We start from the raw sequence: 25,184 nt of genomic DNA, 5'->3' as shown, positions 1-25,184 counted from the left end.
CCATGAAGTTCATGCTTACCCTATGCATCTCTGTGATGTTGCTGCTGAGCGGTTGTGCCAGTCATCAGGGCAAAACCGTGGCGCAGCAGCGCCAGTCGATTGAAAACATGCGCGCCAACACCTTAAATGCGCTGTATCGGGACAAACCTTATGCCGCCGATACCATCGAACGTGCGGCCGGATATGCGGTGTTCAGTAACGCCAACATCAATCTGATTTTCGCCAGCGCCGGTGGCGGTTATGGTGTGGTGCACAGCAACAATGGTGCTGTGACCTATATGAAAATGGGTGAGGTTGGGGTTGGTCTTGGCATCGGCGCCAAAGATTACCGGCTGGTATTTGTGTTCCATACCCCAGAAGCGCTCAATCGTTTTGTTGATCATGGTTGGGCTTTTGGCGGCCAGCTGGACGCTGCAGCTAAAGCCAAAGATAAAGGGGATGCGATTGGCGGTGAAATTACCGTCGATAACATCACCATTTATCAGCTGACTGAATCTGGTTTAGCATTACAGGCGACGATTAAAGGCACTAAATTCTGGCGTGACGATGCACTGAATTAATTGCTTGCCATTTGCCGCCTGCTGCGGCTATGGTTGAACTGCAATCATTTAAAGGAGTCGATATGCCAGTTAATGCCGAATTAAATGCTGAGATCCGGATTTTGAATTTATTTAATCTCGATACGAGTCTGGAAGGGATTAAAGCCCATAAATCTGCAGATCCGGAAAGTCTGGCGGCTGTGGCCAGACTTTACAAAAAAGGCCTGGTCACCCATGAAGACGGCGGTTACCTCACTGATCTTGGCAGGCACTGTGCCGAGCATGTGCAGACGGCACTGCGGATCCTGTCCGCCGGTGAATAGCCTTTAGTCGCCTGGTTAAGTGGGTCGTCGTAACGCTTGTCGCAACTGTTTTGTCTGCCGTTTTAACTGCGGCAAAACAGTTGTTTCTTCAGCAAACATCAACCGCTGATAACTGTCATCCACCGCGCTAATCTCGGCCTTCGCCTGCGGAAACAACTCGGCTAACTGCCGGAAAAACTGCTGCATGGTCAGCTCTGGTGCTTTACGGGCAAACGGCTGTAATTGCTGTTGTAGCCACTGCGGTATGGGTTGCCGGCGTTTCTGCTGCCAGCGATGAAATGCCAGCCACAATAACGGCAAGGTCAACGTCAGCAGCAACAGCTGCAGTAAAAAACGCCAGTCTAGCTGCTGGAGTTGTTGTAGCCACTGTTTCAGCGTCGTTAATAAATCCTGTTGCCGATCGGTGTCAAACCCCAATACCCAACGTGACCAGTAATAATCTAAGTCTTCCAGTTGTTGTAGCAGCCGTTTGCTCCAGTCCATCCGCTGCGCCCAATTACCTTGCAATCTTAACAACTCCGCCGCGGATAACAGTTGATCCAAAGTGCTGTGAAGCCGGTCAGGTTCGACCATCAGCGTTGGATCAAAACGTCGCCACTGACCATCTTGCAAATATTCGACCCAGGCGTGGGCATCACGTTGGCGCACCTGTAAATAACTGCCGTTATCCCGCCATTCGCCACCAAGGTAGCCACCGACTATCCGGCTGGGGACGCCAGCTGCGCGCAAGATAAAACTGCTGGCCGAAGCATAATGGCTACAAAAACCAGCCTGACTTTCAAATAAAAACTGATCGATTTGCTCTCCGGTCAATAGCGGCGGTGTCAGCGTATAACGATAACCTTGTTGTAAGTGCTGACCAATCAACGCGACCAACGCCTGCGGTGATTGTGCTTCATTGGCCAGTTTTGCCGCCAGCGCCCTGGTTTGTGGGTTACCGTCCGGCAGCGCCAGGTATTGCGCCAGCGCGGGCTCTGCTGGCAACGGCAACAGCGCACTGGTCAGACTGAAACTGGTGCGTTGACTCAGTGGCTGACGGGTTGATAATAAGCCCAGCGTATTCAACCGCAGATCACCAGGCACCTGCAGCGGAATCCCTAAACTGAACAAATGCCGTTGCTGATGGGGTTCCGCCACCAGCCGGTAGCTCAGTGTTAGTGCTGGCGGGGCGCGCAAGCCAGCAAAACTGGCGGGTTCTGCCCGGTCTGATCGCCGCCAACTGCGGCCGTCAAACTGATCGTAAATCCGTGCCCGCCAATACAGTTCTGCCGCACCCGGCCTGGCGCCATTAAATTCGACCCGAAATGCCAATTCATCACTTTCAACCAGTTGCTCGATGCTACCGGGGTTGAGCTCGTCACCGAGCCCGGTACTGGCTTGTTGGCTGATCGGAAGTTGCCACAACGGTGACAACCGCGGGAACACCAAAAATAACCCCAGCCACAGCGGCACAAACCACAAAGATAGTTTCAGTGCATGGTTGAGCGGCAGGCGGCTGTTGCTGGCGGCAAAACCCAAATAGTGGCAGGACAGCTGCAGCAGCAATAACGCAAAATTCAACAACGCCATCGCCAAGGACTGATTCAGGATAAAGCAACAGGCGATCAGAAAATAATGCACCCAGTTCAGTTGGCGAAAGTCAGCCAGGTCGTTGCTTCGAAACCCCAATAACCGCAATATCGCCGCCAGCAATAAAAAATGGATCATCAGGTGCAATAAGCCACCGCTCAGGTTAAACAGCAGCAGCGCAGTGACAATCAGCGTCGCCATCACATTCGACAGCGTTAAACTCCAGACCGGTCTTAAGGATTGCGGCTGCGGCGAGAATAGTTGTGGCAATTTTGCCAGTAACAACATGGCATAAATGCCCAGACTCCACAGCACAAAAGCATCAGCTAACAGCATCAGTAACGCCAGTTGCACCAGCCACAACCGCAGCTGTAGAGGACTGTTCAGCATAAAGTGAGCGCCTCCAGGCAACGACGACGATGATCAGGTCCAGTCCCAAATTCAATCAGTTGCTTGGGTAACTGCAAGGCATAAGGTTGTCGAGCCTGACTGAGTTCAATAATTTGCGCACACAGATCCGACAGCGCTATTTCCAAAGCGACGCCGGTCAGCGGCGGCAAGATCAGCACGCGTTGTTGCTCCGGCAACACATTGCTGAACACTTTGACCACCGGCTGCTGTGGCTGGCGGGCCAGCCGCTTCCAGTCGATGCGCTGTAGTGGATCGCCCGCCTGATAGGGGCTTAAATGCGACCATTGCAATTCGCCGGCATCGGCATCAGGTGGCAGATAGTTGTCCTGATGTTGCGGTTTCGGATACACCCAATAATGTTGCTGTAATAACGGATAACACCAGCAGCGCACCAGTCCAAATGGATGGACGGTACTGACGGCAATTCTTGGCAGCTGATAATAGCCACGGCTGGTGGCGGGCAGTTTGAGCAATACAGTGCCGGGTAATTGTGGGCAAAGCAGTGAGAAATCACCCAGCTGAAACAAAATTTGCTGCCGTTGTTGTGGCTGTGATAGCTGCAGCGTGATGCTGATGTCCTCGCCCTGAAACACGGCTGGGGCAGCGGTTACACTTAGGGTCAAGCCACTGAGGTTACGAAAACTCAGTATGATACTTAGAAGCAGCAAGCCGACTAAAAAGTAACTTTGCAGCAAAATCAGATTGTTTTGGTAGTTAGTACCAAGCAGATACAACAATAAAACTAACCCAAGCAGGGAAAACCCATAGCTGGTTGGAAACACAAACAAAAACCGTTGCTGTAGTTTCAGCGTCGTCGCAGCGGGCTGACGTTTTGCCAGCCACTGCCACATACGTTGTTTAAACCAGCGTTTTGGTTGTTGTAAGGTCAAACCAAACATGGCGTTTCCAGCAACAGTTGCTGGGCAAGGCCGGCAAATTGTTGTTGCTGCCTTGGTTGTAACCGATGTTCGGCCACGGCCGGAAAAACCGCCTGAATATCGTCAGCAGTGACAAAACTACGTTGCTGTAAAAATGCATAAGCTTTGGCGGCGCGTACCAGGCCTTTGGCGGCGCGTGGCGAAAGCGGCAACATGTCACTACGTTTGCGGCTGTGGCCGATTAAATCCAGCACATACCCCAGCACCTCATTGCTGATTTGCTGCTTGGGAATTTGTTGCTGCAAAGCAATTAAGCGCTCGGTACTGAGTAACGCCGGCACTATTTTATGTTGGCTGGCGCTGCAGTCTTGTTGCAGTAGCTGTAATTCGGCGTCGCGGTCGGGGAACCCCAGACTCAGTCGGATCAGAAACCGGTCGAGTTGTGATTCCGGTAACGCATTGGTGCCACTGTGAAACAACGGGTTTTGCGTGGCGATGACAAAAAATGGTGCTGGTAACGGCCTGGTTTCCCCATCTACCGATACCTGATGTTCTTCCATCGCTTCTAACAACGCACTTTGGGTTTTTGGACTGGCGCGGTTAATTTCATCGGCCAGCAGCACCTGGCTGAAAACCGGGCCGGGCTGGAAACTAAATTGCTGTGAGCGGGCATCAAAAATGCTGAAACCGGTTAAATCGGCCGGCAATAAATCGCTGGTAAACTGCACCCGGCGGTAACTTAAACCAAGACTTTCGGCCAGCGCATGGGCGAGGGTGGTTTTACCCATGCCAGGTAAATCTTCCAGCAGCAAATGCCCTTCAGCCAGCAAGCAAGTGAGCGCCAGTCGGATTTGCTGCGGTTTACCTAAGATAATCCGGTTAAGTTGTTGTTCGACGAGCTGAATTTCTGTATGCACTGAACACCTGTCTAAGTGGCTGGCGAAAACGCTGTTATCTGCCAGCTTAGCAAAAACAGCTGCGACTGCGGCTAAATTTGCTGGTTAATTTTTGGCAACAGAGTCTAAAGTTCGTATACTGGCCGCTCTGTCATGAGGGATCGCCGTCGATGAAATTACTCTTTGTTTGCCTTGGCAATATTTGCCGCTCACCAACTGCCCATGCGGTTTTTCGTCAATTGGCCGCTGCCGAAAACTTCCGCTGCGAAGTCGAGTCGGCCGGTACCAGCGCCAGTCACAAAGGGGCGGCGCCGGATCCGAGAAGTATCAATGCCGCCAGCGACTATAACTTTAAAGGCATTCAGTCCAGACCGGTGCAAAGCGCTGACTTTGCTTATTACGATTTAATTCTGGCGATGGATCTGGAAAATCTGGCGGCGCTAAAACGTCGTTGTCCACCCGAGCAGCAGCATAAACTGAAATTGCTGATGAGTTATCACCCGGATTTTGCCAGGCAACAGGAAGTGCCGGACCCATATTACGGTGGGATCCGGGGCTTTGAACTGGTGCTGCAGATGATCCAAACCAGCTGCGAGCAGTTACTGGTGTCGCTACAACAGCAAGCACAGCTTGGGAAAAAGTAGCTGCAAAGCTGCTGCAAAGTCGTAAAGGCAGCCGCTACTGAGCGCTATTTTGGCTAATAATTCAGCTATAGACGGCTAAATTGCTATAGAACCTCATTTAGCGATTGAAATTGGCCGCTAATAAATTTACTTTGTCTGCGGATTAACAGCCAAAGTGAATTTAATAACCCATTTATTAGCACCGATCATAACCTTAATAGGATACACAACGTGAACACCTGGACGCCTCAAAGTTGGCGAGCACTTCCCATCCAACAACAACCTTCTTACGATGACCTGACCTTATTGGCAAACGTGGAGCAACAGCTGCATTCGTTTCCGCCTTTGGTATTCGCTCAGGAAACCCGTGATCTCTTTAGTCAGTTAGGCCAGGTGGCCGAAGGCAAAGCCTTCTTACTGCAAGGTGGCGATTGTGCGGAGAGCTTTAGTAACTTTAATGCGCCTAAAATTCGCGATACCTTTAAAGTGTTATTGCAAATGGCGGTGGTACTGACCTTTGCCGGTGGTTGTCCGGTGGTGAAAGTCGCGCGGATGGCGGGTCAATATGCCAAACCACGTTCCAGCGATTTAGAAACCATCGATGGCGTTAGTCACCCAAGTTATCGCGGTGATATCGTCAATAGTTTTGAATTTAATGCCGCCGCCCGCAAGCCGGATCCAAACCGGTTATTGACGGCGTACCATCATTCGGCGTCAACGCTGAACCTGTTGCGGGCTTTTGCCCAGGGCGGTTTGGCTGATTTACATCAGGTTAGCCGCTGGAATATGGGTTTTGTCGAGTCGAACCCACTGAAAGGCCGTTATCAGGATATCGCGCAGCGTATTCAGGAAGCGCTGCGTTTTATGGAAATTTGCGGCATCAGCGCGCAAAATTCACCATCAATTCGCGAAACCACGCTTTATACCTCGCACGAAGCCTTGTTGCTGAACTACGAAGAAGCCTTAACCCGCCGCGATTCATTAACAGGATTGTGGTACGACTGTTCGGCGCATATGGTGTGGATTGGCGAACGCACCCGGCAGCTGGATCACGCACATATCGAATTCTTCCGCGGCATTCACAACCCAATTGGCGTAAAAGTTGGCCCTGGTATGGACGAGCTGGATCTGATCCGGCTGATTGACCAGTTAAACCCTGAAAATATCCCGGGACGGTTGACGCTGATCACCCGGATGGGCGCAGACAAATTAGCCGATAAATTACCGGCGTTAGTGCGCCGCGTGCAGCGCGAAGGCCGCAAAGTGGTCTGGAGTTCAGATCCGATGCACGGCAATACCGTCAAAGCCAGCAACGACTATAAAACCCGTGATTTTGAAGCGATTTTGCGTGAGATCCGGAATTTCTTCCAGGTGCATCAGGCCGAAGGCAGCCATGCTGGCGGTATTCATCTGGAGATGACCGGCGAGCATGTCACCGAATGTACCGGCGGCGCTTATGGTTTGTCGGAGAACGATTTAAGCAAACGTTACCTGACGCAGTGCGACCCAAGGTTAAATGCTGATCAGGTACTGGAATTAGCGTTTTTAATCGCGGATACTCTGCAAAGCGTTCGTAAATAACCAGCAGGCATTATGCCCAGTCATACCGACAGTCTACCGGAGCAACAAACCCAAAGTGCCGCCATTCACAGCACGCTGGGGATTGTCGGTGCCGGCGCTGTCGGTTGTTTTTTGGGAGCCGTGCTGAGTCAGGATAAAGCGCTAGCGGTGCAGTTTTTTGGCCGCGAAGCTTTAGCCATCGAATTTGCTGCCTACGGCCTGACGGCCAGTTTCGGCGGGCAACATCTGACGGTCAACGCACCGGCGTTTTTTACCTCGATGGTGAGTCTGATTGAATGTGATGTGATTTTGCTCACCGTCAAAGCCACCAGCCTGCCACATTTAATTCCACAACTGAAGAAATTTATCCGTCCTGACGTGCCGGTGATAGCGCTGCAAAATGGCGTTGGCATCAGCGTGATGCTGGAAAACGAACTGCCAAATCCAATTTATCGCGCCATCGTGCCGTTTAACGTGGTGAAAACCAGTGCCGGCACTTTTTCGATGGCCAGCGGCGGTGATTTAATCTGGCCACAAAGTGAAGACAACCGTTTGCAATATCTGGCGGCTATTTTTGCAAGACATGGTCTGCCATTGTCGATTGCGGCGGATATGCAGGCAGTGGAATACGGTAAGTTATTGTTAAATTTGAATAATGCACTGAATGCGATCAGTGATTTACCACTGAAACAACAATTGCAAAACCGCGATTTACGCCAGGTGCTGGCTGCTGCGATGCAGGAATGGCTTCATGTATGTCAGGCGCTACAGATCAAGCCCGGCAGCTTAACCCGTCTACCGAACCACTGGTTACCCACCTTGCTGCGTTTACCGACGCCGCTGTTTAAAGTGCTGGCCGGACAAATGCTGCGCATTGACCCCTTTGCCCGATCCTCAATGTGGGACGATATTCAGGCCGGCCGGCGCACCGAAATTATGTATCTGAACGGCGCCGTGGAGCGTCTTGGTATTCAGACCGGCGTGGCGACACCGGTCAATTCAGCGATTGTTGAACTTATCAAACATCTGGAGCAGGGCGAAAAACTGAGTTTATCGCCGCTGGCTTTAAAACAGCAGTTGCTTGGTCATTAGCGTGACAGATCTTTTGTTTACAGTGCAAAGCGACAACTAAAGCGCTTTGGTCTGCTGCAACATCAGACGGACCTTGGCCATATCGTTAAAATCAGTGATCCGCGCCACCGTTTTACCATCCTTAATTTTCAGCAATACCGGAATTTCACGCACATTAAAATGCTGGAATAACACGCCGCCGCTATCTATTTGAAATGGCACTTTGAGCTGATACAACGCGATAAAATCGTTCAGCGCTTTGTCATCGGTCCATAAATGATTGACCACACCTTGCCAGTGCTGGGCTGGGAACTCGGCCGCCAGTTTATTTAAACCTTGCTGGGCAACTTTACAGTGGGCTGACATCGCCGGCCGCGATTCAGCCAGATACCAGTCACACCAGCTGGCGCTAAAAAACAGCAGATGTTCGCCTTTGGTAAATGGTGCCAACAACTGTTGCTGGGCGGCGATTGACAGACTGCTGTTGTCGGCCGGTGGCAGCTGCTGCCCGGCGGCAAGTTTAGCCAGTAAGGTATCAAGCGCCTGATCGGATTCATGGGTGCTATACACCTGCTGTCCCTGACTGTTGATCAGCACCGACATCGGGGTTCCGACCAGCCCCAGCGCCAGCGCGATTTTACCTTGCTGATCCAGCCACACCGGCATCGTCAGCCCGAAACGCTTAATCACCTGCCGAATGGCGTCACGCTCTTCATTAATATTGATGTTAATCGCGACAAAATTAACTTTGTCGCCGTAGCTTTGTTGCAGCTTTTGAAAATGTGGCATCTGCTCCAGACAAGGCTGGCACCAGCTGGCCCACAATTTCACATAGCTAGGCTTACCATTGTTGAGGCCTTGCAAACTGACCGGTTGCAAGGTTGGGAACTGTTGTAATTGCACTGAGGCAAAATCTGCGCTCATGGCCGGTGTAGCCAGTGCTAAGTAACTGATCCAAATCAGTAAGCTAAACATTTTTTTCATATCAGACTCCGGATAAATATCAGGGTGCCGAGTCTGGCACCGAAGAAGATGGCTGTTTTTAAAATTCGTTTTGTAAATTCGTTTTGTAAATTCGCGATATTTTTACCAGGGTCACCCGTAACTTGGCTAGTTATTGCAACGGCAGCCGAGCTTCAATCATGGTGGTGCCTTTTTCATTGATCACCCGAAATAATACCTCGTTTTGTTCAACCGCAACATAACCGATACCATTACTGGCAAAAAAGTCAGTGTCGATGTCGGAAAGGGGGTTACTGAGCACCACTTTTTTATCACAGCCAAACACCGGCTGCTTAAACATCACATCGTCGCGGAACCAGCGGATTTGGTCGATGATAAATGAGGTTGGCCAAAACAATGAACCCGACACCAACTGATAAATGCTGCTGGGCTTTTTGTTGATTTCCAGGCGCGCCGCAAAATGCGAATGCACATCACCGGACAGGAAAAACACGTTTGGAATACTGTGCTTGATGAGGTGGCTGATGATCCGGTTTCGTTGCGCTGCCGCGCGTTTCCAGTTGTCAGCGCGTTTTTTGCTGGCGTCATCGTCGGCCAGAAACGTCACTGAAGACACCACAAAACGCACCCGGTATTGTGGATCGGACAAAAACGCCAGCAAGGCTGCTTCCTGATGTTCAGAAATCAGCAAGTCTTTGTCTTTGTTGCGCTCTTTGCGGCAATCCATCAGAAATAATCCAACGTCACCCATCGCCACCGCGGCATAGTGTCGCACCGGCACTTGATTGTCTTCCTGACCTTTAATAAATGCGACGCCCGGCTGCTCCGGATCGGCAACACTGTTGTAGATAGGGCCGTGACTGAGCTGATAACAATACATCGCGAGAATGCCATTGATCAGCCGTTCCTTTTTGGTTTTTGAACTGAATAAACCACTATTGGCATAGTCCGCCGCACCATCGGCAAAGCTATTTTCGATTTCGTGGTCGTCCATCACCATATAATTTGGGATGTTGGCGAGGATCGGCTTTACATAAGCGTTATTGAAAAAATGTTTATAGACCTCGAAAAAGTCATCCCTCGAAGAATTGTTAGCGGTTAAAAACAGCATTTTGTCGTTGTAAATCTGATCGCCCATCCACAGCATAAAATCCAGCGGTCGCGCAGCATGCAGCGCGCTGACGTGGTGCAACACTTTACCGACCCGGTCATCATCATCGTCTTGACGCAGGCAAGAGCCAAAACAAAAGTGCAGCGATGTTGGTGCCATGGCCGCGGTTCTAAAGCTGTGAACCGGAATTTTTTTCCAGTCGGCAGCGGCAGGCTCTGGCGTAGGGTCTTTTAAATCATAACCAAGTTGGTAACTGTATTCGGTATCCGCCGTGAGATCGGTCAGTTCAATCACCCCGGTCCAATAAAAATTGCGGTTAAAACGAAATTTTTTGACGCTGCTCCATCTGCTGTCGGCTGCTTTTTTAAAACGCAAAAAGCCGGAGTTTAGTTTGGATGCTTTCGACACACCTTCGTCAATTCCATGGTGGTCAATTCCGGCCATCAGTCTGACCGAGTTGCCAGTGGTCAATCCCAATACCGGACCATAAGCGGGGGCATGCAGCGCCATATCAATATTCCTTGTGTCAAAAAGGGGGGAAACGACACCTCAAATGGGTGCAGCATCGACTGCCTGCCGCCCGACGTCATCCTTGCCGTTGCTGGATGGTTCAGTGTTGACCACCTGTGGAATTCTAATCGGTGATGGGATTATTGCCAGTAAAGGCAGGATCTGGTGCGTTATTTGGAAGGATTAATGGCGCTTGTTTGTAGTTTTTAGCCATAAATAGCTAATTGTCTGTTTTTAGCCAAAAATGGCTAATTGCAGTTGGTTAGAGCAAGCGGACTCTATGGTGTAATTAGCCAAAAATAGCTAAATTTGCATAATTAGCCAAAAGTGGCTAAATTTGTCGTTGGACGTAAAACGGAGTTTAAAAGTGCAGCTTACTCATCAACCTATCGCTGTGATCAGTGGTGACATTGTCAATTCAACTAAGCTCACCTCTGAGCAGTTTGAAAAACTACTGACAAGGATTAAACAAATCCAACTGTTGATCAGCACAGGCAATTCCGCCAATGCGCATAGTATCGAGCGTGGCGACGAGTTTCAGTCCGTGGTGCATGATATTGAAAGTGCTCTGCGATACACCCTGATTTATCGGATCAGCATCAAAGCACTTGGCAAAGAATTTGATAGCCGCATTAGTTTTGCGATTGCCTCGCATGCTGATCTGCGAGAATCGGTGTCACAATCGATGGGTAAAGCCTTTGTGCTATCTGGCCGTGGCTTAAAAGCCCTGAAGAGTGAGCGGTTAGTGTTTAGCTCAGACCGCTTAGAGCTTACCGAGCACTTTGCCTTACTTATCAAGTACCTTGATCGACAACTTACGGCATTAACTTCGCGCCAATGTGAAGTGATGCTGCCGATGTTGCAATCGAACGACGGCTTGTCAGTCAATGAATTAGCTGAAACGCTTGGTGTTGCTACCGCAACCGCCAGTAAGTCACTCAAAGCTTCTGGCTGGCCGTTGATCAGTGAACTGAATTGGCGATTCATCAAGCAGGTCGCGGGAGTCGAGTATGGTTGATTTTTTTCATTTACTGCTGCTGTTTTTGCTGATGCACATCATTTGTGACTTTTACCTACAGCCAAAACGCTGGGTCGACGCCAAAAAAGCCAAAACATACCGCGCAAAAGAGCTGTACTTTCATTCACTGTTACATGGCATCTCGTTATTAATCCCTGCAATGGTATTTGGGGTTGATGGGCGCGCGGCTGCCTGCTGGGTCGTGATAGTCGCAGTGAGCCATTTTATGATTGATTTATGGAAAGTCACGAGCCCGAATGGCGAGAAGTTATCCTGCTTTGTGCTTGATCAGGCATTGCATATCACAGTGCTCGCAGCCATCGCCCTTTATATGACAGACGGTGTCAGTATTGCTGAAGTGCTGCAGCATCAGCAGTTTTCGGATGCACTGCTGGTGGTGCTTGGTTATTTGCTCATTCTCAAACCAACATCGATTGTGATTGGCAGCATCTTAAAGAAGTACCCAATCTCAGGTACCGGTGAAGCTAAAAAAGCTCAGGTGAGCGGCATTGTCGCCGGCGGTGAGCTTATCGGTTATTTAGAACGCTTGTTAATACTGACGTTTACGCTGGTGGGCAGTTATGAAGCCGTGGGTTTTGTCTTGGCAGCTAAGTCCATCTTCAGATTTGGAGAGCTGAATAAAAACGCCGATCGCAGCATGACAGAGTACGTGTTGATTGGCTCATTGGTCTCGGTGGTGATCACGACTCTGGTAGGAACCTTATTGTCACTGGAGCTGAAAATTAAATAAGCGAATACGGCCGGAATGCGGCCAAAACCAGATTTTTAACGTCAGGTTTTGAGTTGTTTACTGGTGGCTTCAATATGGCTTAGGTATAACTATACCCAAAATCATTGAAGATTCGGGTAGGCGACGAGAGAGTGAGACCCCAGGAGCATAGTTGTCCTATGTGACTGGGGCGAACGAGCGAAGGCAACAACCCCGAGTCTTCAAGGATGACGGGTATAGACATAAATAAGAACAATCACTTAGAAGAGAAACTAATGGCCATTCAATTTTCCCGTCCTGTTGCATTGCTGTTTACTGCCCTAAGTTGTGCCGCGTCAGCACAGAGTGTGTTATTAGAAAATATCACCCTGGTGGATGTAAAAAGCTTACAACTCAAAGCGGGTCAAACCGTTGTACTTGATGGAGATAGCATCAGCGCGGTGTATAAAACCGGCAGCAAAAAACGTCCTGCTGACAGTACAGTGCTGGATATGGGAGGTTTGTACCTGCTGCCGGGATTAATTGATGCTCATGTGCATCATGCCACGGAACCCGAAGGAGGCGATAACGCTGCTGCTACACAACAAAGACTCAGCGCTTTGTTAAGAGGTGGCGTGACGACAGTTCGGGATATGGGCGGTGATGTGCGCGTATTGACGGGCTTAAAACGGCAGGCCGAATTGGATTTAATTCAATCGCCTGATATGTATTATTCAGTCATTATTGGTGGACCCGAGTTTTTCAGCGATCCGCGCACGGTCGCTTCAGCTCGTGGCAAAACGCCGGGTGATACCGACTGGATGCGTTCGGTGAATGCACAGACCGACTTTGATGCGTTAATGTTACGCACTTTAGGGACTGGTGCGACAGGCATAAAAATTTATGCCAAAGTACCGGCTGATTTAATGCCTAAGCTTGCTGCGGCTGCAAAAAAACACGGTGTGAAAGTGTGGGCTCATGCTTATGTCGGGCCAGCGAACCCGGCGGATGCGGTACAAGCCGGAGTTGAGGTCATTTCGCATGCACCTGACTTAGCTGCAACCGTTATTTCCTCTTATGAAAACTGGCGCCGTAAAGATTTACCGGTGTCCGAAGCAGTAAAAAAGGCTTCTTTTGATCCGGCGAATTACCTGCCATTGCTGCAGCAAATGAAACAACACGGCACAATGCTGGATGCCACTTTAACGATTTTCCATCAGTTGCAAAAACGGAATCTGAATGCGGCCACTATTTATCAGCATGGGGTGTTATTAACCAAACTAGCGCACCAGCAAGGGATAAAAATTGTCGCGGGCACCGATTATTTAAGTGATAAAGCCGGGCTTGATTACCCTATGGTGCATCAGGAGATGCAGTTACTGGTTGAACAGGCAGGGCTGACGCCAATAGAAGCGATTCAGGCTGCAACTTTACATGGTGCTGAAGCTATTGGTATTGCAGATAAAGTCGGTAGCATCGACATCGGGAAAAAGGCCAATCTGCTGATCTTATCAGCAGATCCAACAGAAAATATCAGCAATAGCCGTCAGATAAGCCACGTGATTAAAAATGGCCGGTTTGTCTATCGTGGCGATGATCAACGCTTGCCATTCAGCAGCGCCCGTGCGGTCAATGGCGTGCTGTATCTGTCAGGGCAGTTGGGGAATTTTCCCGGCACTATGGTGCTGAATGGGCAGACAATTGAAAGCCAAATGCATCAAACCATGCTGAATATTTCGGCCGTATTGCAAGAACATCAGCTCGGCTTTGATGCCGTCTTTAAATGCACATTAATGTTAGCCGATATCAACGAGTGGCCAGCTGCCAATAAGGTTTACATTCAATATTTTAAAGCGCCTTTACCCGCCAGAAGCGCTTTTGCCGCCAGTGGTCTGGCATTGGGCGCTAAAGTAGAAGTTGAGTGTATGGCGCAGCTTTAAAGCCTGAATTCGGAAAATCTGCATCACATCCATACATTGACAACAGTAAAACAGGACACCCACTTTTTAACTCACGAAAATTGGTGGGTGTCCTGGTTCAAAGACTTTTTAACTCATGAAAATTGGTGGGTGTCCTAGTTCAAAGGAAAGTGGGTGTCCTCATCCCATCCCCAGTTGCGATTTGTTACAAATACAGCACAGATCAGCTTTCGACTTCAGGCCGAGGTAGCGTACTATCTCAGTCTAGAATTCTCAGTGAAAAGTAAGTGAAAAGAGCATCTTATGTCGCAGTCGCAACTACGTCGTGAACAGATACAGCAGGAATTTAAGCGCACAGATGCCGTAGAACCTGGCGTCGGTCCTGTGCTTCTCAAACATCAGAAAATGGCGTTGAACCCATTTCGGTTTTTACGGGGAAGTTCCGGGCTGTTTTATGCCGATATCAAAAACTCGGTGCTGCAGTTGCCGGAGCTGTTAACCACCAAAATCCCGCTGACGACAGTCATTGGCGATTGCCACTTATCTAATTTTGGTTTTTTTACCGAAGAAGGTTCGTCCGGTGATCGGGTCATTTTTGCCCCCAATGACTTTGACGACGCCTGTGTTGGCCATGCGGTCTGGGACTGGAGCCGTTTTGCCGTCAGTATTTTATTGGCTGCGGATTATTGTCAGGGTGTAAAACAGCAGCGTTACGCCAATGAAGCAGAATTAGCACTGGACACCTTAGAAGTGGTCAGCGCAAAAGATGCAGTTGCTGCAGTGCGCAGCTTTTTAATCGCTTACACCGCGCAGTGTCAGGCGATTTTAGACGAGCCAGAGCTTCGATATTCAGTGCTGGACGATTTTCCGAAAAACCATGTGTTAAAGCCGGTGCTGAAAAAAGCGATTAAACGCTCGGCCAAAGGCGAAGATTTTTTACGTAAAAGCACCTTGGCTAAAGTCGCAGATTTATCAGCGCGGCCACTGATGTTTAAGCAAGATCCAGTTAAATTCAGCCGCTTAAGTCCAGAGCTTTATCAAGAGGTCGAGTTTACGTTCCGGCCTTATGTCAGTGACGATATTTTGGATATTGTCACCCGTCAGGGCGCAGGTACCGGTTCTTTAAATATGCAGCGTTATTATTTATTAGTCGGTCCTAAAGAAATTAGGGGGGACGACGATTTAGCGCAGTGTCATCTGATTGAAGCCAAGCAACAACGCGATTCGGCGCCGTTGTATTTTTTCCCGGATTTAAGCCCGGTGAACCGTTTAAATGCCGCGCATTTAACGGTGGACTGCCAACGTTTAATGCAACGTCGTCCAGATCTGGTGCTCGATGAGCATTATTGGAATGGCGCCCATTATCTGGTGCGCTCACTGCATCACGCCAATGTCGATGTGGATCCGGAAGATGTCTGTTTTGCGGCAAAAGCGCCGGGCGAAGAACTGGCAGAGTATGCTGAGGCTTGTGGCCGCACGCTGGCGTTGTGCCACAGCAGAGGCGACCGCCGTTCATTCCGTTTTGAGCAAGCGGTGGTGAAGTACTTACCGAAAGCCGCGGATGCATTAGTACAGGCTTGTGTCGACTACGCCGAGCAGCAAAAAACCGACTGTGAGCTGCTGGGACAACTATTAAATCTAGAATATACCCCTGATCCTTGAAGAGCCGGGGTTGTTGCCTTCGCTCATCGCCTACCCAAATCTTCAATGATTTTGGGTATTTGACGCAAAACAGACCTGCCGTTAAAAACAGGCCCGTCGTTACAAACAGATCAGAGTAAAACTCTGATCTGCACCTCGACACTCAGAACTGATTTAATAAGCGGGTTAAAGTCGCCCGTTCGGCTTCATTTGCAGCCGTCAGTGGTTTGCGCGGCTGACCCACCTCAAAACCTGTGATTGCTAAACCTGCTTTGATTGTTTTTGGCAGTCCACCGGCCACGATAAAACTTAACAGCGGCAACTGGCTATAAAAGCTGCTTGTTGCTGCCTTCAGGTTGCCAGTCTGGACCAAGCTATAAAGCTCTTTTGGCAACACGCCCAACAAATTCGGTGCAGCGGTGCACCAACCGCTAGCTCCGGCACATAAAGCGGCTAAAGCCAACGGATTACTGCCGTTGTAAAACGGCAGTTCGCCCGCCGATAGCTGATAAATTTTGTGCATCCGCTGAATATCACCGGTGCTTTCTTTCACCATGGTGATTTGAGGAATGTCCCTGAACATTTTGACGATCAGCTCGGGTGACATATCCACGCCGCTGGTCGCCGGGTTGTTATAGATCATGATAGGTAAGGATATTTCTGCGGCGATGTCTTGGTAATAAGCAAAGATTTCAGCGTCGGTCAGTTTCCAGTAGGAAACCGGGATCACCATAATCGCATCAGCTCCGATGTGCTCGGCAAAACGGGCTTTCTGGATAGCCTGTTCTGTGGTCAATTCAGAAATGCCGATGATCACCGGCACCCGTTTGGCAACAACTTGTACTGAATGCTGCGCCACTTGCTGCCACTCGGCAAAACTTAAATATGCACTTTCACCGGTACTGCCTAAAGGGGCGATTGCATCGCTGCCGCTTTTTAACAATAACTCGATACTTTGGGCAAGTTTCTCCAGATCAGGTTGACTGCCGTCAGCGGTAAATGGGGTGATTGGGTAAGCAATAATGCCGGTTAGTTTCATCGTAAACTCCTTAGATAGTGTCAGGGTGGGATTTCAAAGCTTTTCTGGCGTAATAGGCAAAATTGACTTTGCTGCGACGTGTCGTCGACAACCAGTCGTGAGCTTCTTGTGCTAAAGCCACAGGCAGCGGTTGGATCTGACCTGCGGCCATCGCCAGCAGTTGTAAACGGGCAGCGCGCTCGATCATCAGTGCCAGGTTGCAGGCTTCTTCAATGGTTTTTCCAACCACCAACTGACCGTGATGGGCCAGCAAAATGGCTCTTTTGTTGCCCAGCGCATTGGAAATAATGATGCCTTCTTCATTCCCGACCGGGACGCCGGGCCATTCACCCAAAAAGGCACAGTCATCAAATAAACTGCAGGTGTCCATTTGTGCCACTATCAGCGGCACTCTGAGCATGGAAAGGGCTGCAATATGAGTTGGATGGGTGTGAATAATGCAATTGACTTCAGGGTGTTGCTGGTAAATCCAGGTATGAAATCTATTGGCTGGATTTGGCATTGCCAGCTGATCAACCGGCTCCAGATCCTGATTAACTTCAATCAGGTTATCCGCGGTAATTTCATCAAAACCCAAGCCAAAACGTTGGGTAATAAAGGTATTACCAGTTGCAGTGCGGGCGGTGATTTGACCGGCCAAACCAGCATCATGGCCGTGGTCGTATAAAATCCGGCAGGTTAGAGCCAGTTTTTGCCGGTCGTTAAATGGATCGTTGTCCAGCAACATCGCCATTTGTTGTTGTGCTCCGGACATTAGCTGTTGCTTGTCGAACTGTGCTGTTTTCATCGTGATCGGTCCCCTAAGTCTCAACGTCGATTGACTGCAAACAAGATTAAGATGATTCTGGACCAGCAAGAACATCCAGTTTTATAATGAGTAATGGGCCAGCTACTGGTGAAGATCAAAGGTTGGAGTAGGGGGGAAAGATGTTACGTCCGTGGCAAACACAGGTATGGCTGGAGCACAGTGCCGGTGAGACTATTCACAGTCGGCTGGTGAATAAGCTGATTGAAGACATCTTAACCGGCAGGCTGGAAACCGGTGCGCTGTTGCCTGGTTCCCGATCATTAGCCACTGTGCTTGGGCTGAACCGTAAAACCGTGCAGATAGCTTATGACGAATTAATTGCCCAGGGCTGGCTGGTCACACAGGCAAAACGGGGAACTTTTGTGTCCGATCTGTTACCTGAGCAGCGCTTGTCAGCGCAATACCAACATTTACTGACCGATAAGCCAACGTTTGACAGTTCTAATGCTACTTTGCTTGCGCCAATACCCATCGCAAACAAAGGGTATCAATCCGACAATGATGGCATTCCGGATGCACGCCTGATCCCGTACGAGTTGCTGGCGCGGGCTTACCGAAGGGCACTGATTGCCGCCAGTCGTAAGCAGTATCTGGGTTATGGCGACCCGCAAGGAACAATAGAATTACGAAATGCCTTGCAACAAATGTTGACACAGGAGCGTTACCTGCATCTCACCGCAGCACAGATTTGTACCGTGCGTGGCAGTCAGATGGCCATTTACCTGGCATCCCGGGTGCTCAAACCAGCCGATGGCGTGATGGTGTTTGAAGAGTTGACGTATGGGCCAGCACTGGCTGCTTTTGCAGATGCCGGGTTTACCATACTGCGCTGTAAAACGGATCAACAGGGGCTGGATGTGACACATTTGCAGCAACTGATCGCAGACCAGCTAAGTGCAGGCAAAAAAGTGGCCGCTATTTACACCACGCCACATCATCATTATCCAACCACTGTCACACTGGCGATGGATCGGCGTTTACTGCTGCTGCAGCTATCATCCCGACATAATTTTTACATCATAGAAGATGATTATGATCACGAGTTTCATTTTGACAGCAGGCCGGTACCACCACTTGCCAGCTTGCCGGGTTCCGAACGGGTCCTGCATATAGGTTCTTTGTCCAAAGTATTTGCACCGGGCCTGCGCGTCGGTTATCTGGTGGCCAATACCGATATTATCGACCAGGCAGTACAGCAAATTTTAATGATCGACAGGCAAGGCAATACCATAACAGAACTGGCTTTAGCCGAATTACTAGCGTCGGGTGAAGTAAAGCGCCATATCCGCAAAAGCAAAAAAATCTATAAAAATCGTCGTGATCATTGTGTTCATGAGCTCCACCGACTATTTGGTGACAGCGTCCGTTTTTTTATTCCCGCTGGTGGTTTGGCTTTTTGGCTGGAGTTTGGTGTCAAGCAGCTGCAACTGGCGGATTTCGCAGCAGCGCCGCATTTTAGCGTTGACAAGCAAGGCTGCACTTCAATTCGCTTTGGGTTTGGAGCCTACACCGAACCAGAAATCACGATGGCATTAACCAGACTACACTCGCAGGTAAATACAGCGGGTCAAACTTAGATCCATGACGTAGATAGTTGGATTTATCGCTGAATGGAGTTGTATCAAGGCAGAATTTGGTGCGTCCTGGTGCGCAACAGAAATACTTGGCTCTGATTGCTTGCGCACAATTCTAATAATTCGGTTGTACAGGATTTCTGAAACCATCCATGAGTTTCCACCGCTTGTATTTACAAACAGGCTAACTACAGCATCGATATTTTTATGGTAGCGCGCGATGCTCGAATTGAACAGTGTCTGGGAGTGGTGCCATATAGGCGCAGGCTGCAAGCCAAGGGACAAAAATCACCAAACTGCTGACGCAGTGATAGTCATGATGACTCTTAGAAGCCACACACTGCGTATAGAATTTTTCAAGCAGGCTGATCCTTATTGTCGGCGAACACAAGCAGGCTATTTTTGAAGTCATTAGCCCGTAAGTTGAATTCTTACCTGCCACTTGGAGTAAATTTTTATCGCATACCACGCTATCGCTGAAATTGCTCTGTTTCAATAATTTTTTGTGCAGTGCCGCAGCTGATGTGTAAAAAATCGTACATTGAGGGCTAAGGATTTCGTTCTTGGTTGACTACAATGGCTTTTTTACAGGCGGAATTAATTCAAGTTTCAGTTCTGCAATAGTTTTCAATTTCAGTTTGTCTTTTAAATTCTTTACTTGTTCTGCATTCTCTCGTAAAAACGTGTCAAATATTTGCAATACATTTCCATGATTTTGACTCGATAAATGGAAACCAACACTGGAGAGTGGCAAAAGCTGGCCTATTTCGACAGCGTCTTTTTGACCGGCTTGTGTAAGCTGGTACTGAGCGACATGCCATTCCACATCTGCCGCATCAACTCGTCGTTTAAGCAGCATCATTAATGCCGCTGTCGCGTTGCTGGTTTCGACGAATTCAAATTGGTGCTCAGATTGCACTGACAACAGGTGATCTGGTGTAAATCCACGTACTATGGCAATAGATCTTATTTCAGAAAGGGTTAGTTGTCCTTCGCCTTTGCGGACAACTGAAGATCCGATAATTTCTGTAAGTGGCAGGCTAAAAAATACTTTTTGGGTAGTGCCACGGGCGGTATGCCATAACGGGTTGTCGGGATAAATCAGCTGACATAATGGGTTATCATGCAAACGTTTTGCCGGCATCGGAATGATTTGCAACTTAATGCCGGTGTTTTTGCTAAACATTTCAAACAGCTCTGCCGCAAAGCCACGACCGGGCAGTTTATGAAAATCGTAATGCGGATAATAATCAAAATCTTCAACACAAACGCGGATTGTAGAAGCCTGTAATGGCAAACAGGCGAGAAACAACAAAAGCCAAAAACCAGGTAAAACATTTAGAGCTTTCACCAAAACTTCCTCTCAATAGTGAACGCTTATAGGGTAAGTTTCATTTGAATCGAGTATGCGTCGAACCGACTTAACCGTTATTGAACCTTCCGACTCGGTTAAATAGGAGGAATGTGCAAAATGAGTCTGCCAGCACTGTGAGTAAAATTCCTCCCGCTACAACTGGTCTTACCAATTTAACCAATCTGTCATCCGTTTAACCCGCAGTTGTCATTTGAAGTCATTAGTTTAGCGCAAGCTGATTAAATAGGACGATCAAAATGCAAAAGCTGATAAAAAAACAATTTAAAATTAAAATGTTAGATGCGATTATTTTCGCGTCGTTTGGGATCTCATCTGTTCATGCGGCACCAGTAAATGATGCCGAAAAAGACATAGAGCGCATCGAAGTTACTACACAAAAACGCGTTCAAGCGATCCAGGATGTTCCAGTGACGGTTACTGCTTTTTCCGGTGAGACGCTTGAAAAGCTGGGTATTCAAGATCTGGATGTTTTGTCAGAAATTACACCAGGATTGGTGATTCAGGAACAAAGTCCCAACAACCCGGGTTTTGTTATCCGCGGTATTACATCTGACAGTGGTTCCGCACAGGCCGCACCCCGCGTTTCGGTTTATTACAATGGCAGCGATATTTCCCGCTCGCGTGGCTCGTATTTTGAATTGTTTGATATAGAACGAGTGGAAGTCGTCAAAGGTCCACAGGCAACACTGTTTGGCACCGCGGCTTCGGTAGGCGCGTTAAGTGTTACAACTCGAAAACCGCAACAAGAATTTGAGGCAGGCCTGTCAGTAGGTGCTGGAAATTTCGCTTCTAAAAATGTCCAGGGTTATATGACCGGCGGTGAACAGCAGTTGCAAGGTCGACTGGCATTTACATATCGGGAGCGTGACGGTTACATCAAGAATATTGCGCAACGACAACGCGATATGAACGGTATGGACAGGGTAGGGATCCGGCCTTCGTTACGGTTCACTCCAACGGAAAACCTGACCGTTGATCTCGTGTACAACTACGAAAAAAATGATGACAGCGGTACCTCATTTAAAAGCAGAAAATTCTCTCCAACAGGTGGCGACAATAGTCCATACACTTTTGTGGAAGCAACTGGTAGTCCACTTGCAGCACAAATATTTGGTAAAGCAGAGCTTGGCGTAGAAAGGACGGTTAAAGATTTAAACCTGTCGATTAGCTGGGATTTAAATAGCACCTGGAGCCTTAACAGTATCACCGCGAAACGTGATTTTGATTCATTGGAAGTATTTGATGCCGATGGTACCCAGGCATGGTTCCTGGAGTTTGCGGAAGATGCCACAGGCGAGCAGTTCAGTCAGGAGCTTCGATTAAATTATGCTTCAGATAAGCTGAACAGCTTTTTTGGTGTGAGCTATTTCGACGAAGAAGGGGCGCAACGAGTCCCGTTTAGTACAGAAGAATCGGTATTTTTGGCTTGTATGGGTCTGCTCCCCGTTAAAGTTCCATGCATCAATCCAAACGGGAGTGTCAACGTACTTACCCCGGTATTAACCGGCGGAAAGGCCCAGCTTCTCCCGTATAGCGGTGAATTTAAAAATTACGGTGAAAATTCTGCATATTCTGCTTTTGCAGACGTTAGTTTTGCACTAAACGAACAACTTGAGTTGACTGCCGGATTACGTTACGTCGACGAAGATAAAACTAGCCGCTATGCATCAAACTTTGCCAATTCATTACTGGCAGGAGTGCCACTGTTACCCGTCGCTTCAACGGCTGGTAGAATTTTTAGTGCAGAGGGAACTGACGATGCCTGGTTACCTCGTTTCAATGCTCTTTATCGATTGGACGAGCAAGCGAATCTTTATGCGACCATCTCTAAAGGACGGCGATCAAAGGTTATTGACGTTAGTTCTGCAAATAGTAGCAGTGGGGTGATCCCAAGAGTGACCGAAGTTCCGGCAGAGAGCATTCTGAACTATGAAGTGGGTGTCAAAGGCAGCATTGAAGATTATCAGCTGATTTATGCGGTCTCGATGTTTTATCAGAATTACCAGAATTTCCAGGTGACCCGTCAGGATAGCGCAGGTAACTTTTTCGTTGAAAATGCAGGTAATGCGAAAAACATGGGGGTGGAAGCTGAACTCAAGTTGGCTTTAACCGACGAGCTGGAATGGTTTACCAATCTGGCCTGGATCGACGCGAAAATTGATGACGATAGCAGTAATGGCGAGTTGGCGGGTAACAGGTTCCGGTTACAGCCAGAATATACTGCCGGAACGGGTCTGCAATATTCGAAAGAATTAAGCAGTAACTATCGGATCAATAGTTCATTACTTTACACCTTCCGCAGTGATATCTTTTTTGAAGAAAGTAACACGCCGATCGCTGGTTTTGATATCGCACAACCGGCGGTTCAACTGACAGGTTTACGTTTTGGCTTTGAAAATACCGCTCAGGATTGGGCGGTTACTCTGTTCGCCAGTAACTTGTTTGACAAGCAGTACCTTGTTGATGCGGGTAACACTGGCGGTTCATTTGGTTTCCCGAGTTTTATTGCCGGCACGCCTCGGATGTTTGGTGTCGAGTTCCGAAAAACCTTTATGTAATTTGCGTCATCTGTAAACAAAAAGCCCTGCAATCTTGCAGGGCTTTTTGCTGAGGATAGTTGTGGATGTCAGGACGGGTAAATTTGGTGATGCCGTGCCACGACCTGATAATTCTCGCTTAGAATATTGTCGATAAACAACCATTCACATGTGATGCGATCACGAGTAACGGATAGCTGCATAAACCCACGTTGATGCAGGTTACACCACTGCAAATCCTTAATCAGCAGACTAAAAGCATGTGCCAATGCCTCAGTTTGTGCCGGTGGAACCTGTAAATAATATTCCATGCCTGGAGAGCTGACACTGGGTGTGGCAAATTCCACCCCAACTTGCTGGTCATGTTGGTCAACTAACAGACTGTACCAGGCGTTGTGTGTGTCACCAGCGATCACCACCAATGGTTTGTTCAGTTGCTTCGCTATAGCGTATAGCTGCTCCCGCTCTCTTGGATAACCATCCCAGGCGTCAAGATTGTAGGGCATCAACTGATTCACCCGGGCGAAATCAGTCGGGTCGACTGGCTTGCCGGCTTCTTGCGCTTTGAGCACCCTGGTTTTCACTTCAACCAACGCTTTTAATTTTTCTGGCAGTTTGCTGTAGTCCTGCACACTTAACAGTTCCGCCGGAAGATGCATTTTCGACATCAATATTTGTTGCCCTAAGAGCTGCCAGTGGCAATTTGACTGCTTCAGTTTTTCACTAAGCCAGGCCAATTGTTCCTGACCGAGTAACGAGCGTTCAGCACTGATGTCCGTTGCAAATCGTTCCGCGGCAAATTTGCCGGTTTTATTGTCACTATAGTTTTTGTAATCAAGCTGCTCATCACGGGCGATGACCCGGGTGTCTAATAAGTGCAGACTGAGTAAATTGCCAAAATCGAAGCTACGATAAATCTGTACACTAGCTTCGCCCTGAGGTGGTCTGATCGGTAGCCATTCATAATATGCGCGAACAGCGGCCATCCGTCTTACCAGAAAATCACCTTCGCTTTCCGTCTGATGATTCTCTGCGCCACTGTGCCAGGTATCATTGGTAATTTCGTGATCATCCCAAACCAAATACCATGGTACTGCTGCATGTAATTGTTGGAGTCCAGCATCGGTGCGATAGAGCGCGTAGCGTTTACGATAATCATCCAGGCTGAGAATTTCGGAGCTGTTATCAGCTGCAAAGGTTCGGCCGATTTCGGCAGATTTTTCAGTGGCATAACCATCAGCTGCGTGTTCATAAATATAATCACCGAGATGGATCACTGCATCCAAATCAGCTTGTAACGCCGCTTCCCGGTAGGCATTAAAATAGCCTGCCGGATAATTAGAACAGGAAAAAACCGCGAGTTTTAATGTTGTTAATTGCGCTGAAACTAAGGTTTTCGTTTTGCCAACGGTACTTTGAGTGTCTGCACCGATAAAGCGATAAAAGTAGTTCAAGCCGGCTGGAAGTTCCTGCACGTCGACTTTGACAGTAAAGTCTCGATCAGCAGATGTGGACACTTGACCAGATCTGATCACTTGGCTGAATTGAGCATCGAAGGCGAGTTGCCATCCCAAATTGACTACACGGTCTCCCGTCTGCAGTGGCAGGGCGCGGGTCCAGAGAATGATGCTGTTTTGTGTGGCGTCTCCGCTGGCCACGCCGTGGCTGAACATGACCCGACTGAAATTGTGCACATCGGATACTGTCGCACAGCCAGTTACCATCGAAGAAACACTCGAAACGGCCAAAGCCGCCACTGTCAGTTTCAGGAAGTCCCGACGAGAAAAGTTAGTCATAAATCAACCTCTTATTAAATTTCAATAAGAGTAAAACTTTATTGTTTCAGCATGGTTAAATTCGTTGTGTTAAGGGGAGGGTTTTCACTTATTGCTTTCATTGAGCATCCGTTATTTGCCGGAGCAATAAATAATGGGTAACTTATTGACTGCCGACAGACGAAAGTCATAAGTTTTTCGATTGGTTGTCATTTTAGAATTTCAGCGACTAACCACCAGTTTTTCAGAGGACGTTTTTTACGGGTTTGGATCGATTCCAAGTCGAGCTTTTAATGCGTCTTTTCATAGGCATTTTTGTTCCCGAACTCAATGAG

General features: G+C 48.6%; 20 protein-coding genes. 11 read left to right on the top strand and 9 right to left on the bottom strand.

The window, feature by feature from the left end; translation table 11 throughout:
- The first annotated feature begins 2 nt into the window (after positions 1-2).
- Both EOE67_RS04165 and EOE67_RS04160 read left to right on the top strand, forming a co-directional pair.
- Positions 3-560 carry a lipid-binding SYLF domain-containing protein gene (locus tag EOE67_RS04165; RefSeq protein ID WP_127697792.1) on the top strand — a complete coding sequence of 186 codons (558 nt, stop codon included), beginning with the start codon at positions 3-5 and terminating at the stop codon, positions 558-560.
- A gap of 62 nt (positions 561-622) precedes the next feature.
- The gene (locus EOE67_RS04160; protein WP_068063138.1) at positions 623-862 is read left to right on the top strand and encodes a TIGR02647 family protein; all 240 of its coding nucleotides are present in this window, start codon (positions 623-625) and stop codon (positions 860-862) included.
- 15 nt (positions 863-877) lie between these two features.
- Here EOE67_RS04160 and EOE67_RS04155 read toward each other — a convergent pair whose 3' ends face one another.
- From EOE67_RS04155 to EOE67_RS04145, 3 genes are read right to left on the bottom strand one after another with little or no spacing between them, the layout of a single operon-like run.
- Positions 878-2,821, bottom strand: a complete 1,944-nt coding sequence (locus EOE67_RS04155) for a transglutaminase TgpA family protein (protein ID WP_127697791.1) — start codon at positions 2,819-2,821, stop codon at positions 878-880.
- The gene (locus EOE67_RS04150; protein WP_127697790.1) at positions 2,815-3,741 is read right to left on the bottom strand and encodes a DUF58 domain-containing protein; all 927 of its coding nucleotides are present in this window, start codon (positions 3,739-3,741) and stop codon (positions 2,815-2,817) included. Before EOE67_RS04150 ends, EOE67_RS04155 begins: the two co-directional genes overlap by 7 nt.
- Positions 3,729-4,637, bottom strand: coding sequence for an AAA family ATPase (locus tag EOE67_RS04145; RefSeq protein WP_127697789.1), 909 nt, complete (start codon positions 4,635-4,637; stop codon positions 3,729-3,731). Before EOE67_RS04145 ends, EOE67_RS04150 begins: the two co-directional genes overlap by 13 nt.
- Positions 4,638-4,786: 149 nt before the next feature.
- Here EOE67_RS04145 and EOE67_RS04140 point away from each other — a divergent pair, with 149 nt between their 5' ends.
- The 3 genes from EOE67_RS04140 to EOE67_RS04130 all read left to right on the top strand — a co-directional run bounded on the left by EOE67_RS04140 (position 4,787) and on the right by EOE67_RS04130 (position 7,891).
- Positions 4,787-5,260, top strand: a complete 474-nt coding sequence (locus tag EOE67_RS04140; RefSeq protein WP_127697788.1) for a low molecular weight protein-tyrosine-phosphatase — start codon at positions 4,787-4,789, stop codon at positions 5,258-5,260.
- Positions 5,261-5,470: 210 nt separating this feature from the next.
- Entirely contained in the window at positions 5,471-6,820 is a 1,350-nt protein-coding gene (locus EOE67_RS04135) for a class II 3-deoxy-7-phosphoheptulonate synthase (RefSeq protein ID WP_127697787.1), read from the top strand.
- 12 nt (positions 6,821-6,832) lie between these two features.
- Positions 6,833-7,891, top strand: coding sequence for a 2-dehydropantoate 2-reductase (locus EOE67_RS04130; RefSeq protein ID WP_127697786.1), 1,059 nt, complete (start codon positions 6,833-6,835; stop codon positions 7,889-7,891).
- 36 nt (positions 7,892-7,927) lie between these two features.
- Here EOE67_RS04130 and EOE67_RS04125 read toward each other — a convergent pair whose 3' ends face one another.
- Positions 7,928-8,854 carry a TlpA family protein disulfide reductase gene (locus EOE67_RS04125; RefSeq protein ID WP_127697785.1) on the bottom strand — a complete coding sequence of 309 codons (927 nt, stop codon included), beginning with the start codon at positions 8,852-8,854 and terminating at the stop codon, positions 7,928-7,930.
- A gap of 130 nt (positions 8,855-8,984) precedes the next feature.
- Complete coding sequence (locus EOE67_RS04120; protein WP_127697784.1) at positions 8,985-10,454, bottom strand: alkaline phosphatase D family protein; 1,470 nt, start codon at positions 10,452-10,454, stop codon at positions 8,985-8,987.
- A 367-nt stretch (positions 10,455-10,821) separates the two neighbouring features.
- Between EOE67_RS04120 and EOE67_RS04115 the strand changes: the two genes are divergently transcribed.
- The 4 genes from EOE67_RS04115 (at position 10,822) to EOE67_RS04100 (ending at position 15,762) form a co-directional block, all read left to right on the top strand.
- A complete protein-coding gene (locus tag EOE67_RS04115; RefSeq protein ID WP_127697783.1) occupies positions 10,822-11,472 on the top strand; it encodes a hypothetical protein in 651 nt (216 codons plus the stop codon).
- The gene (locus EOE67_RS04110) at positions 11,465-12,223 is read left to right on the top strand and encodes a DUF3307 domain-containing protein (RefSeq protein ID WP_127697782.1); all 759 of its coding nucleotides are present in this window, start codon (positions 11,465-11,467) and stop codon (positions 12,221-12,223) included. The genes EOE67_RS04115 and EOE67_RS04110 overlap by 8 nt, the downstream gene beginning before the upstream one ends.
- Positions 12,224-12,477: 254 nt before the next feature.
- Entirely contained in the window at positions 12,478-14,121 is a 1,644-nt protein-coding gene (locus tag EOE67_RS04105) for an amidohydrolase family protein (RefSeq protein WP_127697781.1), read from the top strand.
- A 282-nt stretch (positions 14,122-14,403) separates the two neighbouring features.
- On the top strand, positions 14,404-15,762 hold the full coding sequence (locus EOE67_RS04100) for a DUF2252 family protein (protein ID WP_127697780.1): 1,359 nt from the start codon (positions 14,404-14,406) through the stop codon (positions 15,760-15,762).
- Positions 15,763-15,904: 142 nt separating this feature from the next.
- Here EOE67_RS04100 and EOE67_RS04095 read toward each other — a convergent pair whose 3' ends face one another.
- Positions 15,905-16,780 (bottom strand): dihydrodipicolinate synthase family protein, encoded by an 876-nt coding sequence (locus EOE67_RS04095; protein ID WP_127697779.1) that lies wholly within the window; start codon positions 16,778-16,780, stop codon positions 15,905-15,907.
- 10 nt (positions 16,781-16,790) lie between these two features.
- On the bottom strand, positions 16,791-17,567 hold the full coding sequence (locus tag EOE67_RS04090; protein WP_127697778.1) for an aldolase: 777 nt from the start codon (positions 17,565-17,567) through the stop codon (positions 16,791-16,793).
- Between the two features lie 140 nt (positions 17,568-17,707).
- Between EOE67_RS04090 and EOE67_RS04085 the strand changes: the two genes are divergently transcribed.
- Positions 17,708-19,165 (top strand): aminotransferase-like domain-containing protein, encoded by a 1,458-nt coding sequence (locus EOE67_RS04085; RefSeq protein WP_127697777.1) that lies wholly within the window; start codon positions 17,708-17,710, stop codon positions 19,163-19,165.
- 568 nt (positions 19,166-19,733) lie between these two features.
- Here EOE67_RS04085 and EOE67_RS04075 read toward each other — a convergent pair.
- Positions 19,734-20,513 carry a substrate-binding periplasmic protein gene (locus tag EOE67_RS04075; protein WP_127697776.1) on the bottom strand — a complete coding sequence of 260 codons (780 nt, stop codon included), beginning with the start codon at positions 20,511-20,513 and terminating at the stop codon, positions 19,734-19,736.
- Positions 20,514-20,773: 260 nt separating this feature from the next.
- Here EOE67_RS04075 and EOE67_RS04070 point away from each other — a divergent pair, with 260 nt between their 5' ends.
- The gene (locus tag EOE67_RS04070) at positions 20,774-23,095 is read left to right on the top strand and encodes a TonB-dependent receptor (RefSeq protein ID WP_127697775.1); all 2,322 of its coding nucleotides are present in this window, start codon (positions 20,774-20,776) and stop codon (positions 23,093-23,095) included.
- A gap of 68 nt (positions 23,096-23,163) precedes the next feature.
- Here EOE67_RS04070 and EOE67_RS04065 read toward each other — a convergent pair whose 3' ends face one another.
- Positions 23,164-24,870 (bottom strand): alkaline phosphatase D family protein, encoded by a 1,707-nt coding sequence (locus tag EOE67_RS04065; RefSeq protein WP_127697774.1) that lies wholly within the window; start codon positions 24,868-24,870, stop codon positions 23,164-23,166.
- Positions 24,871-25,184 lie beyond the last annotated feature (314 nt).

Source organism: Rheinheimera riviphila (assembly GCF_004005945.1).
Taxonomy (GTDB): domain Bacteria; phylum Pseudomonadota; class Gammaproteobacteria; order Enterobacterales; family Alteromonadaceae; genus Pararheinheimera; species Pararheinheimera riviphila.
This window is presented reverse-complemented; position numbering and strand designations above follow the sequence as displayed.